Source organism: Leeia sp. (assembly GCF_041909055.1).
GTDB classification, from domain to species: domain Bacteria; phylum Pseudomonadota; class Gammaproteobacteria; order Burkholderiales; family Leeiaceae; genus Leeia; species Leeia aquatica.
Genome location: NZ_JAYREC010000003.1, coordinates 60,830 through 73,418 on the forward strand (window position 1 = coordinate 60,830; position 12,589 = coordinate 73,418).

Annotated in this window: 8 protein-coding genes; 4 read left to right on the forward strand and 4 right to left on the reverse strand. The window is 62.5% G+C overall.

Features of this window, described 5'->3' with window-relative positions; genetic code table 11:
- The first annotated feature begins 1 nt into the window (after position 1).
- Positions 2–1,231: a glycolate oxidase subunit GlcF gene (glcF, locus tag ACE3O2_RS09140; protein ID WP_374336803.1), complete on the forward strand. Its 1,230-nt coding sequence runs from the start codon at positions 2–4 to the stop codon at positions 1,229–1,231.
- A 98-nt stretch (positions 1,232–1,329) separates the two neighbouring features.
- Positions 1,330–2,127: a GNAT family N-acetyltransferase gene (locus ACE3O2_RS09145; RefSeq protein ID WP_374336806.1), complete on the forward strand. Its 798-nt coding sequence runs from the start codon at positions 1,330–1,332 to the stop codon at positions 2,125–2,127.
- A 7-nt stretch (positions 2,128–2,134) separates the two neighbouring features.
- On the opposite strand, the gene ACE3O2_RS09150 is transcribed toward ACE3O2_RS09145, so the two are convergent.
- Positions 2,135–2,824 carry a pirin family protein gene (locus ACE3O2_RS09150; RefSeq protein WP_374336808.1) on the reverse strand — a complete coding sequence of 230 codons (690 nt, stop codon included), beginning with the start codon at positions 2,822–2,824 and terminating at the stop codon, positions 2,135–2,137.
- A gap of 228 nt (positions 2,825–3,052) precedes the next feature.
- Between ACE3O2_RS09150 and ACE3O2_RS09155 the strand changes: the two genes are divergently transcribed.
- Entirely contained in the window at positions 3,053–8,635 is a 5,583-nt protein-coding gene (locus ACE3O2_RS09155; protein ID WP_374336810.1) for an amino acid adenylation domain-containing protein, read from the forward strand.
- A 55-nt stretch (positions 8,636–8,690) separates the two neighbouring features.
- Here ACE3O2_RS09155 and yegQ read toward each other — a convergent pair whose 3' ends face one another.
- Together yegQ and ACE3O2_RS09165 are read right to left on the reverse strand one after the other, a co-directional pair.
- Positions 8,691–10,055: a tRNA 5-hydroxyuridine modification protein YegQ gene (gene yegQ, locus ACE3O2_RS09160; protein WP_374336812.1), complete on the reverse strand. Its 1,365-nt coding sequence runs from the start codon at positions 10,053–10,055 to the stop codon at positions 8,691–8,693.
- A 58-nt stretch (positions 10,056–10,113) separates the two neighbouring features.
- Positions 10,114–10,956: a hypothetical protein gene (locus ACE3O2_RS09165; protein WP_374336814.1), complete on the reverse strand. Its 843-nt coding sequence runs from the start codon at positions 10,954–10,956 to the stop codon at positions 10,114–10,116.
- Between the two features lie 124 nt (positions 10,957–11,080).
- Here ACE3O2_RS09165 and ACE3O2_RS09170 point away from each other — a divergent pair, with 124 nt between their 5' ends.
- On the forward strand, positions 11,081–11,668 hold the full coding sequence (locus tag ACE3O2_RS09170; protein ID WP_374336816.1) for a LexA family protein: 588 nt from the start codon (positions 11,081–11,083) through the stop codon (positions 11,666–11,668).
- Between the two features lie 52 nt (positions 11,669–11,720).
- Here the strand turns inward: ACE3O2_RS09170 and ACE3O2_RS09175 are convergent, their stop codons facing one another.
- Positions 11,721–12,578, reverse strand: a complete 858-nt coding sequence (locus ACE3O2_RS09175; RefSeq protein ID WP_374336818.1) for an FTR1 family protein — start codon at positions 12,576–12,578, stop codon at positions 11,721–11,723.
- Positions 12,579–12,589: the final 11 nt, after the last annotated feature.

Genomic DNA, 12,589 nt, shown 5'->3' on the forward strand with positions numbered 1-12,589 from the left:
CATGCAGACCCGTTTGCGCAGCGACCTCCTCTCGTCTACCGAAAGCCAGCAGGCTGAACAAATCCTGCGCCGCTGTGTGCATTGCGGCTTCTGCCTCGCCACCTGCCCCACCTACCAGCTGACTGGCAACGAACTGGATAGCCCGCGTGGCCGTATCTACCTGATCAAGCAACTGCTGGAAGGTGAAGCGGCCAGTGTGGCCACGCAACAGCATCTGGATCGCTGCCTGACCTGCCGAGCCTGTGAAACCACCTGCCCCAGCGGGGTGCAATACAGTCAACTGACCGACATCGGGCGCGGTCTGCTGGAGCAGCAAGGCTTGCGCCGCTGGCGTGATCGCCAATACCGGCGTTTGTTGCAGACCGGTTTGCGGCAGCGCGCCCTGTTTGGTACCGCCGTCTGGCTGGGACGTACCCTGCGCCCCCTGTTTCGCGCCACCACCGCAGGCATCCCCCCGCGCCACACCCTGCCGGCGTGGACCCTGCCGGCGCTGCCCGCTAACGCCCCCAGCGTCATCGTGCTGCAAGGCTGTGTGCAAGCTGCACTGGCACCGGACACCCACGAGGCCACATTGCGCGTGTTGCAGGCGGCGGGCCTTCAGGTCCATACCGTGCCGCGCGAAGGGTGTTGCGGGGCGCTGGCCTGGCATCTGGACGATCAGGACGCGGGTAGGGATGACATGCGACGGATGGTAGACAGACTGTGGCCACTGGTAGAAGCGGGTGCGAGCGCCATCATCACCACCGCCAGTGGTTGTGGTGTGCAACTGCATGAATATGCTGTGCTGCTCGCGCAGGATGCCGACTATGCCTTGCGGGCAGCCCGGATCAGCGCACTGGCTTGCGATGTGTCCGAAGTGGTCAACCAACACCTGACGCCGCTGCTGCCACAGCTGAAACCCGCCGGTCCTGCACTAACCCTGCACACGCCCTGCACCTTGCAGCACGGCTTGCGCAAGGCAGCGCTGCTACAAGACCTGCTGGTCCGGCTGGGCTGGCAACTTGCACCGGTCACCGAAAGCCACCTCTGCTGTGGCTCAGCCGGCAGTTACAGCCTGTTGCAGCCCGCTCTGTCCGGCCAGCTGCGCGAGCGCAAGCTGGCCGCATTGCGCGCGGAGCAGGCCGCGGTGATTGCCACCGCCAATATCGGCTGCCAGTGCCACCTGCAAGCCGGAACCCGCACACCGGTACGACACTGGATCAGTCTGCTGGCGGAGCGATTGCGGGACTGAGTGCCTGAGCCACTGACCCGCTTCAAGCCAAAATCCTGCAACTGGACACACGGGCTGCGGCACTGCCATCATGGCAAGCTGATTGATCGGAATACCCTATGTTCTCTCTGGAAAGCTCGCTGTCCGAAGCCACCGCCATGCTGTTTCACCGCTACAGTGGGCAGGTGGAAGCACATCCCGATTGCTGGTGCATCCTCACCCCGGATAATCCTACCTTCTGGTGGGGCAATTACCTGATCTTCCCGCAGCCCCCCACGCGTAGCCGCTTTCCGCAGTGGGAGGCGCGGTTTGCGACGTTGATCAGCCAGCGCCAGCCCGGCTCAAGCCATCGGGTGTTTGCCTGGTTGGGCGAGGCAGGCGAGGCGGCGCAGTTATGCGATCAGGGCTACCACCTGGTGGTAGCACAGGAGTTAAGCTGTACCGAGCCGACCCTGCCTGACGACGTGGCAACACATGTGCAAGTCCGCCCACTGCACAGCGATGCCGACTGGCAGGCTGCACTGGAGCTGGACGTCGTCAACCGCCGCCCACAGCATGCCGAGGACACCTACCGTGAGTTCAAGCTGCGCCAGCACGCCCGCTACCGGCGCATGGCTGCAGATGGTCACGGCCACTACTACGGTGCATTCCATGGCGAGACGCTGGTCGCTGCCCTGGGGATTTATGTCAGCCCGGAAGGTTATGGCCGCTATCAGAATGTCGGCACCCACCCGGACTGGCAACGCCAGGGGATTGCCGCCCGCCTGGTACATGATGCCGGGCATCATGTCCGGCAGCACTTCCCCGTACGTCAGCTGGTCATCGTGGCGGATGCCGCAGGCGCGCAGGCGCTCTACCGCAAGGTTGGCTTTCGGGTGGTCCGGCTGGCTTATGCGCTGGAGAAACCGCCCGCCTGACGCGGTTTCAGGGCAGGTCGAAGCGCAAGACTTCGGCCTGCTCCGCCTGATCGAGCATCAGCACATCACCGGGGTCCAGCATCAGGGCATCCCCCGCTTGCATGGGCTGCCCATTGGCCCGCAGCAGCCCGCGTACCAGATGCAGATAGCGGCGGCATCCGGCAGGCACCATGCCGCGCTGCTCACCGCTCAGGCGCAAGGCATAGACACGGGCATCCTGCTTGATCGAGATCGACCCCAGTGCGCCATCTGGTGACAGCAGCAACACCCAGCCTTGCGCCAAAGCCGCTGCATCCACATGGGTCTGCTGGTAGCGGGGGGCTTCACCGCGTACCCAGGGTTCAATCCAGATTTGCAGCAAATGTGCAGGCGCTGTCGTGGAACCGTTATATTCGCTGTGTTCCACCCCGCTGCCCGCACTCATGTACTGCAATTCACCAGGCCGCAGACTGGCTTGATGGCCCATGCTGTCTTGATGATTCAGCTGGCCCGAGAGCATCCAGGTGACAATTTCCATGTCGCGGTGACCATGGGTGGCAAAGCCCGCACCGGGCGCAATGATGTCCTCATTGATCACCCGCAGAGGCCCAAATCCCATGAAGGCCGGGTCGTAATAGCCCGCAAAGGAAAAGCTGTGCCAGCTTTGCAGCCAGCCATGATCCGCCTTGCCCCGCTCTGCCGCACGCCGCCACTGCATGACACCCCTCCTGCTGTTGCTGGCATGGTAGGCAGATCTCCATGTGCAGCGTTAGCTAAAGGTTTTGCTGGAATCATTCAGCACGTCTGAATGACAAGAACACCCCCCCATAAAAATTAGGTAAGGCTAAAATTTCCACTCCCGCGCCCATGCAATTCGTGTAGCATTTCCAGCAAAAAACCATACCCAGAGGACGACATGCCCCCATCAGCACCCCATGCTGCCTCAATGCGCTTGCTGCCAGCACTGCCACGCGCGGAAACCTCAGCCACCACTTCTCGTGTGCAGCAATGGACTTCACCCGCCCCCACTGAGCTGCAAGCACAGCTGCAGCGCTATTGCGCAGCGTCCGGACAGTGGGCGCCACAGCTACTGCAGTATGCGGGCCTGATCTGGATGGCACGGTGCACCCACTTTGAGCAGCAGCATGTGCACTGGCAACACCCGGACGGAATGCGGGTGGTTCACCTGCAGCTGAGCCCACAGCACAGCTTGCAGTACCTGCTACACCAAGGCCTGCCGGAAAACGCCGCCAGTGACACGGCCGCCTACTGGCAACTCTCAACCCTGGACGCTCCCTTGCCGGAGGGTCTGGCCTTGGGCTTGCGTTTCAGCCTTGAGCCACTCGCTCTGGAGCTGACCTGTGATGCCTCCGTGCTGGATGTCCCGTTCCTGCGTACTGCGCCAGATCAGATCTGGACCTTGTTCTCTGCTGCCTTGACGCAGCCGGATACACCTGTGGGTCAGCTGAAGATGTTGACGCCAGCCCAGCGCACCACACAGCTGGTGCAATGGAACCAGACTGCCCTGCCTTACCCGCAGAACAGTCATCTTGCTGAGCAATTTCATCAGGTCGCCATGCGCCAGCCCGATGCCATTGCAGTCAGCCAGCAGGGTGCTCAACTGAGCTATGGCGAACTGGATAGGCAGTCCAGCCAGCTGGCAAACCAGCTGTTGCAACACGGCATTCAGCCCGGCATGCGCATCGGTGTCTGCCTGCAACGCAGCCTGGCCCTGCCACTCAGCTTGCTTGCCATTCTGAAAGCCGGGGCTTGTTACGTACCGCTCGACCCGGACTACCCGGCACAACGGCTTGACTGGATGCTGGCCTTTGCCGAGTGCGCCTGGGTGCTGCTGGACCACACCACGGCTGAACGCATGCCAGCCCCGGCCTGCCCCGTGCTGCAGGTAGAGTCGCTGCTTGCACACAGTGCCGCACAGCCTCTGCATGTACCGGATGGCCAGACACAGGCAGAAGACCCCGCCTACTGCATCTATACCTCGGGCTCGACAGGCGTGCCCAAAGGGGTCATGGTCACACATCGGGGTGTACTGCGACTGGCCATGGGCAGCGGTTGGCCCTTTCCGCCCGATGCCGTCTGCCTGCAATCGTCGTCGATGGCGTTTGATGCCTCCACCTGGGAAATCTGGGGCGCACTGCTGAATGGCGCACGGCTGGAATGGATGCCGCCGGGGCAGATCACAGCAGAAAGTGTGGCTGATGTGATTGCTCGCGAGCAGGTCAGCCATCTGGGCTGCTCCACCGGCCTGTTCCACCAGCTGGTGGAACAGCACCTGCCCAAACTGGGCAGCCTCAAGCGTCTGATTGCCGGGGGCGAGGCCATGTCCCGCGCCCATGCCCAGCGCTTTCTGGAAGCGCTGCCGGGGACTCAACTGGTCAATGGCTACGGCCCTGCCGAGAACACCACCGCCAGTACGGCCTACCAGCTTACCCTGCCCTTGCCGGCAGGCAGCATGCCGATCGGGAAAGCGATTGGCAATTCCGAGTGCCTGGTACTGGACGAACAACTACAGCTGCTTCCGCCTGGCGTGACCGGCGAACTGTACGTCGGTGGGGATGGCTTGGCGCTCGGCTACCTCAAGCAACCTGAACTCACCGCAGCCCGCTTCATCGACCATCCCTTCCGGCCTGGTGCACGCCTTTACCGCACCGGCGATCTGGTGCGACAGCGCGCAGATGGTGTGTTGCTGTTTGTCGGACGGCAGGATCATCAGGTCAAGGTGCGCGGTTACCGGGTCGAGCTGCCGGAAGTTGAAGCAGCGCTGTCCAGCCTGCCCGCTATCCGGCAAGTGGCCGTCGTGGTCCGGCAGGACAGCGCCACCCCGGAGCTGGTCGCCTATCTGGTCACCGATACCCCTGCCCCTACCCGCGACAGGATCCGGGCAGCGCTTGCGGCACGACTGCCCGCCTTCATGTTGCCCACGGCCTATGTGCTGCTGCCCAACTTGCCGCGCACGCCAAACGGCAAGGTGGATCACGCCGCCTTGCCCGCGCCCGGCCGTTCCCGCCCGGTGCTGACCACCCCGTATGTGGCGCCAGAAACCGTCCTGGAAAAGCAACTGGCCGCCATCTGGGAGGCGGTGCTCGACATTGCACCCATCGGCATGAACGATGACTTCTATGCGCTGGGTGGACACTCGCTGCGCGCCACCCAGATTACCGCGCGCATCCGCAATGAACTGGGCTTTGAGCTCTCAGTGGCCGACACACTGGCCTGGCCCAGCGTTCGACAGCTCCTGGAGCGGCTGCAACACAATCGCCCTGTACTGGAAGACATCCGCCCCTGCGCACGGGAAGGCGATCACCCACTGTCGCTATCGCAAGAGCGGGTGCTGTTTCTGGAGACCCTGAATACCGACCTGCTGGCCTATAACGCACAGGCCGCGTTCCACCTGCAAGGTCCCTTGCAGGTGGATGCACTGGCACAGGCCTTGTCCGATCTGGTCGAGCGGCATGACATCCTGCGGACCACATTTCACAGCGGACGGGGCGAGCCAGTCCAGCGTGTAGCCCCAGCGTGGCAGGTACCGTTGCCGCTGCTCGATCTGAGCATGCTGGCGGCTGATGAGCAGCAGGTTCGGCTGAAACAGGAAATCGAGCAGCGAGTCCGCCAGCGCTTTCAGCTGGACCAGCTGCCCTTGGCCTACTGGTATCTGTTCAAGCAGGCCGAAGAGCGGCATGTGCTGCTGCATGTCGAGCACCATTTTGTCCATGACGGCTGGTCATTCGGTATTTTCCTGAATGAGCTGCGTGCCTGCTATCTGGCCCGAAGTACCGGCAAGGCACCACAGTTGCCACCTGTCAGCGCTCAGTACATTGACTATGTGCACTGGCAACGCAACTGGTTGAACACCCCGCATGCCCAAGCCCAGCTGGACTACTGGGTACAGCTGCTGCGGGGCGCACCTCCCCTGCTGGAGCTGCCGACCGATCGGCCTGCACCGCCCGTCCAACGGTTCCAGGGCACGGCCCAGCGGGTAGAGCTCCCTGCCAGACTGGCCAATGCCATGCGCCAGCTTTGCCAGCAGGAGGGCGTCACCCTGTTTGTCGGTCTGTATGCCGCCTATGTGGTCCTCCTGCATCGGCTGACCGGCAGTGATGATCTCTGCGTAGGTACCGCTGTCGCCAACCGGCAGCTCAAAGCCAGCGAGGGCATGATGGGTATGCTGGTCAATACCATTGCCCTGCGTAATCAGCTTGGCCCAGACCAGTCCTTCACCGGTTTGCTGCAACAAGTACGTGAGCAAACCCTGCAAGGGTTTGCCCATCAGGAATTGCCCTTTGATCGGGTGGTGGAAGCACTGTCGCCAGTGCGTAGCCTCAGCCATGCCCCGGTTTGCCAAACCTTGTTCAGCTTCCATGATGCCCCGATGCCGGACCGCCAGTGGGGCAGTCTGGAAGTCGACATTGAAGAGGCCATCAATAATGGCTCCGCCAAGTTCGCGCTCGATGTGGTGGCCATCCCCAGAGTGGAGCAGCAACGGGGCAGCACGCAAGAGGCCATCACCCTGATCTGGGAGTACCAGACGGCCTTGTTCGACGATGCCACCATTCGTCGCATGATAGACAGCTACTTCTGCCTGCTTGAGGCGGTGGTGGTGAACCGGCAATGTGCGATCGGCCAGCTGCCCTTGCAGGATGCTGCCCTGCAGGCGGCCACCATGCAACTGGGGCGACCGCAACCGGTTGCCGTGCAGGATGTGCATCTGGCTGCGGCCTTGGCACGTCACGCCCGCAACACCCCCCAGGCGTGTGCTGTGCAACACGGCGCGCACACCCTGAGTTATGCCGAGCTGGAAGCGAAGAGCAATCAGCTGGCGCGACTTCTAAAGACATACCCACTGGCACCTGACAGCCGTATTGCTCTTTGTCTGCCCCGCTCCCCGTGGCAACTGATAGCCCTGCTGGGCATCCTGAAAGCTGGCGCTGCCTATGTGCCCATCGACCCGGACTGGCCTGCCGACCGCCAGCAGGCGGTCTTGCACGACAGTGCGGCGGTCTTGCTGCTGGGGGTTGACGCCTTGCCGCAGTGCACGGTCCGGCAGCTCCCACTTGCCGCATGGCAGGCGGCGCTGCCGGGTCAGGACAGCCACCCGCTGGCGCTGGAGCAAGCCGGGCTGGCCTATTGCCTGTACACCTCGGGCTCGACCGGTGCACCGAAAGGAGTCATGGTCGGACACCAGCAGGTCCTGCACCAGCTGGCCGCCTTGCAGGCACATTACACGCTCAGCACAGCGGACCGGGTACTGCAAAGTGCCGCCTTGACCTTCGATGTCTCGGTGGGCGAAATCTTCATGGCATGGTCGGCAGGGGCCTGCCTGGTGCTACGCGAAGAGGCCTGGATGGATAGTCTGCCGCGTTGGGTCAGCGCGGCCAGTCAGGCAGGAATCACCGTGGCAGACTTGCCCACTGCCTTCTGGTCCACACTGGCACAGGAGGCCTCGCTCACCCTGCCACCCAGCCTGCGTCTGATCCTGATTGGCGGCGAAGCCGTCAGCCCGGTGGCCCTGCAAGCCTGGTTTGCACGCCCTCAGCCCCTGCCTCGGCTGCTCAATGCCTATGGCCCCACGGAGACCACCATCAACGCCACGCTGTGTGAACCTCGACCAGATGGCAGCAACTGGCACGCCATTGGTCGCCCACTCGCCAACAGCCCGCTGCATGTGCTGGACCTGTCCGGCCAGCCGGTGCAGGTGGGCGTGGCAGGCGAGCTCTACATCAGTGGGCCCTGTGTGGCGCAAGGCTATCTGAACCAGCCCGAGCTGACGGCATCGCGTTTTCTGCCCGACCCCTACCTGCCCGGGCAGCGCATGTATCGCACCGGAGACCGGGTTCGCTGGCGAGTCGATGGCGAGCTGGACTTCCTCGGGCGCCTGGATCAGCAGCTGAAACTCAGAGGGTTCCGCATCGAGCCGGGTGAAGTAGAGGCCGCACTGCAGCGTTGTCCGGGTGTCAGGGCATGCGTCGTCTTCATTCGGGAGCAACAGGGTGAGCCGATGCTGGTTGCCTGCCTGGAAGGTCACGCGGAGGTCAGCCTGTTGAAGCAGCAGCTGCAACAAACCTTGCCCGCTTACATGGTGCCAAGCGCTTTTCTGGTAGTGCCGCAATTACCGCTGACGGCGCAAGGCAAAGTGGATCGCCGCGCCCTGTTGCAACTCCCCTGGCTGGAACCAGACCGGGTAGAGGCCATGCCGCCGCGCAGCGAGATGGAAATACGGCTGCAGCCGCTGTGGCAACACGCGCTAGGGCGCCCGGTTGGCCTCCAGGACAACTTCTTCACCGCAGGCGGGCATTCCCTGCTGGCCATGAAGCTGATCGCTCAAATCGAGGCGGAACTGGGGCTGAGCCTCAACCTGCGCACCCTGTTTGAGCACCCGACACTGGCGGAACTGGCCCTGTGGCTTGAGCAGCAACAGGTATCGGAAGAGGATGAGGCCGCCGCCATCCTGGCGGAACTGGCCCATTTGTCGGATGAGGAGATTGCCGCCCTGCTGGACAAGGTAAACTAAGCCGGCAGGGTGCACCCTACCGTGCCCTCTCTGTAACCAGAGGGGGCACGGGGCTTTACAGCAGGCGGGCCAGCAGTGCCTTGTCCAGCCCGGTCGCCAGTGGAATCTGCACGATGTGACCACTGCCCGAAGCCACTTCCACCAGGGCCCCGTCCAGCCCGCGCATGGTCTGCACCTCTACCAGATGATTGCCGCTGGGGTGGATCACCTCCAGCCGGTCGCCCACCGCAAAGCGGTTTTTCACCACCACCTCAGCCCAGCCATCCTGCACCTGACGGACATCACCGACGTACTGGCTACGGTGTGCTTCCGACACCCCGGCAAGGTAGTTCTGGTATTCCTGGGTGTGGTGACGCTGATAGAAACCATCGGTATAGCCACGATTAGCCAAGCCTTCCAGTTCACCCAGCAGTGCCGGGTTGAAGGGACGGCCCGCCACCGCATCGTCAATCGCCTGTCGGTACACCTGCGCGGTGCGCGCCACGTAGTAGAGCGATTTGGTGCGCCCTTCCACCTTGAGCGAATCCACGCCGATGCGGGCCAGCCTCTCGACGTGCTGTACAGCACGCAGGTCCTTGCTGTTCATGATGTAGGTGCCGTGCTCGTCCTCAAAGATCGGCAGCAGTTCACCGGGCCGCTCTTTTTCCTCGAGGAAATAGGGACGATCGGCCAGCGGATGGCGGGCCTGCTGGCCGAGTGCCGAGAAGGACTGATTGGCTTCTTCCAGCGCCTGCTGGTAGTTGAACCGCAGGGTTTCCACCGGGATGCGGGCGAGGTCGCCACTGGCATCTTCATTGGCGTTCTGCACCTTGTAATCCCAGCGGCAGGAGTTGGTGCAGGTGCCCTGGTTCGGGTCACGATGATTAAAGTAGCCCGACAGCAAGCAGCGCCCGGAATAGGCGATGCACAATGCCCCATGCACGAATACTTCCAGCTCCATGTCCGGGCAGGTCTGGCGGATTTCTTCCACCTCATCCAGCGACAGCTCGCGCGAAAGGATCACCCGGGTGAGGCCAACGGACTTCCAGAACTTCACATCCGCCCAGTTGACCGCATTGGCCTGCACCGACAGGTGAATCGGCACCTCAGGCCATTTCTCACGTACCAGCATGATCAGGCCAGGATCGGCCATGATCAGCGCATCCGGCTTCATCGCCACCACCGGCGCCATGTCGTGCAGATAGGTCTTGAGCTTGGCGTTATGGGCAAAAATGTTGCTGGCCACAAAGAATTGCTTGCCGCGCGCATGCGCCCCTTCGATACCGGCCTGCAATACCTCCAGCGTGGAGAATTCGTTGTTGCGCGCCCGCAGGCTGTAGCGCGGCTGACCGGCGTACACGGCGTCCGCGCCAAAATCGAAAGCAGCGTGCATCTTGTCAAGAGAGCCCGCAGGCAGCAACAGTTCAGGGGCGCGTAACATGGTGAGGTCCGGATTGCGTGGTGAAGGGGCGTTATTCTAACGAAAAAACAGAAAAGAATCAGTAACTTCCTGCCCCCTTTGCCGTTCCCTGCAGGAGGGGCATGCGCTGCAAGGTCACGGCTGGCATCAGCGCTTGCAGTTGCGCCTGCAAGCGGCGTGCGGCCTCCGCATCCGCTGCCCAGCGTAAGTACTGGGGCCCTGCTGCTGCAGCGTGTAGCAGCCGCCCCTCAACCAGCATGCCTTCTGCCGAGGCCGAAGCAGCCGCTCGCTCCGCCCACACCACGCCCCAGCCCGCATCTGCAATCGGCTGCCATAGCTCCGCGTGCTGGGGGTGCCACTCCCAGAGTGCCAAATCCTGCCAGACAGGTTGCCCGTGTGGACGGCTAAAGCGAGCCTGCACCAGGCTCCATTGCCCATCCCGATGGCGGCGAGGCTGCACCTCTACCCAGTAGGCACGATCTGCCTCATCGGACACTTCCAGCTGCCCCTGCAAGTCCAGTACGCCTGGTGGACCGTCATACCACTGCACCACGGTTTTCGCAGGTGCCCCCAGGAACCGTAGCGTCAGCAATGCGCCACCATGCTGGCCGGGCCAGGTCTGTAGACCGATCTTGACGGCATGCTGCCCATCTTGTGCCAGCAGCCATTGAGCAGGTGGCGCGGTTTGCGCCTCAACCGCTGCCGTCAGCCTGAACGTGGACCAGGCAGGCTCACCCGGCAAGCCCGGCACTCGCCAATCGACTCGGGCATGTGCCTCCGGCTTCCCTTGCTGCATACGCACCAGCGACATTTTGCACTGGTATGCCGGACAGGCATCCCGCTGCAGGACGTAGCTCACCTCACTGGCCACCGCAGACGACATTGCCCCAAGCATGATCAACCCTTTCCAGAGTCTGCGCATGAATGCTCCTTTGATCCCCATCTACGACAGGACTGGGCACGCCGTAAAATGTTCCCAGACTTGCGTCTGGCGCATCCCGGCAGTATGATATGGAACGAACGTTCTTGTTTAGCAAGGAGTGGCGATGCCCCCACCGAACCGTGATCACGAATATCTGGCCAAGCTGCAGGGCTATTATGCGGACTACCGCTCGCTGCCCTCCTTTGCCGTGATGGGGCAAATGCTGGGGCTGGCCTCCAAATCGGCCGTGTCTGCGCTGGTCAAGCGGCTGCAGTTGCAAAACTTTCTGGAGATGACACCGGACAAGCGGTTGGCACCCACCAAACGCTTCTTTGCGCGCCCGCTGATGGAAGACGTAGTGCGCGCAGGCTTGCCCAGCCTGGCCAATGATGGCATGCGCGACGCCATCACCATTGATGACTACCTGATCGACAACCCGGCAGAAACCATCCTGATCACGGTGCGGGGCGATTCCATGATCGACGCCCACATTCAGGACGGCGATCTGGCGGTAGTGGAGAAGCGTCACGCCGCCCGCCCAGGCGACATCGTGGTCGCCATTGTGGATGGCGAATTCACGCTGAAATACCTGGAAAAGGAAAACGGCCAGTTCATTCTCAAGCCGGGCAACCCGGCTTATCCGGTGATCCGGCCTACCACCAGTCTGGAAATTTTCGGGGTCATGGTCGGTCTGGTACGCAAGCTGGGCTGACACCCATCGGTCTTGCCCGGCCAGACTTGCCGGGCTCGCATCAAGCGATTCGCTAAGCGCGCTGACCTTGTGCCACCGCCGCAACCGCCGGGGCCGCTGCAGCGCGCTGCGCACGGCGCAACAGGAACCAGACTGCGGCCCAGTATGCCGCGTAGCAGAGCAGCAACATCAGCGACGGTTGTGCCCGGTAACCGGTCAAGCCCGACAGCAAGCCGCCCAAACGGCCATCATCCGGCACCAAGGCACTGCTGTCCCACAACGGGTCCACCAGCGCAGGCAGCCATTCCAGCCCGATCATTTTCTCGACACCCGTCACCAGCATGGATGCGCCCAGCAGCAGTAGCAGGCTTTCTGTGACCCGGAAGAACAGCCGCCACGAAAACACTTTGCCGCCCAACTGCAACAGCCAGAAGGTGACCAGTGCCAACACAAACCCGGTCGCAGCCGCCAGCCAGAAGTGCAGCAAGGCCATGCCCTGCTGCGCCACACCGGAGCTGTAGAGGAAAATGACTGTTTCGCTGCCCTCGCGCCCCACCGCCAAGGCCACCAGCAGCAGCATGCCCCACCAATTGGTGTTGTCTACATTCTGCTGCATGCCCTGCTCCAGCGTGCGCTTCAGGTGTCGACCATGCCGCTTCATCCACAGCACCATCTGTACGATCAGGGCCGACGCCACCAGCACCATGGCCAACTGAAAGTAATCCTGCGCCCCCTCCGGCAGCATTTCATCAAACAACAGGATGGTGCCACCCAGCAGAAAGGCAAAGCCCAGACCGGCAGCCACCCCACCCCACAGATAGCGCATGCCTTGGCCTGCATTGGGATTGCCCCGCAGCCAAGCGTAGAGAATGCCGATCACCAGCATCGCTTCCACACTTTCCCGCCAGACGATGAAAAGAACCTGATCCATACGGCTGCCCC

Bases quoted from the DNA above. Each gene is read 5' to 3' on its own strand.
- ACE3O2_RS09155 (WP_374336810.1), top strand. From the start codon at position 3,053: ATGCGCTTGCTGCCAGCACTGCCACGCGCGGAAACCTCAGCCACCACT.
- glcF (WP_374336803.1), top strand. From the start codon at position 2: ATGCAGACCCGTTTGCGCAGCGACCTCCTCTCGTCTACCGAAAGCCAG.
- ACE3O2_RS09170 (WP_374336816.1), top strand. From the start codon at position 11,081: ATGCCCCCACCGAACCGTGATCACGAATATCTGGCCAAGCTGCAGGGC.
- ACE3O2_RS09175 (WP_374336818.1), bottom strand. From the start codon at position 12,578: ATGGATCAGGTTCTTTTCATCGTCTGGCGGGAAAGTGTGGAAGCGATG.
- ACE3O2_RS09165 (WP_374336814.1), bottom strand. From the start codon at position 10,956: ATGCGCAGACTCTGGAAAGGGTTGATCATGCTTGGGGCAATGTCGTCT.
- ACE3O2_RS09150 (WP_374336808.1), bottom strand. From the start codon at position 2,824: ATGCAGTGGCGGCGTGCGGCAGAGCGGGGCAAGGCGGATCATGGCTGG.
- yegQ (WP_374336812.1), bottom strand. From the start codon at position 10,055: ATGTTACGCGCCCCTGAACTGTTGCTGCCTGCGGGCTCTCTTGACAAG.
- ACE3O2_RS09145 (WP_374336806.1), top strand. From the start codon at position 1,330: ATGTTCTCTCTGGAAAGCTCGCTGTCCGAAGCCACCGCCATGCTGTTT.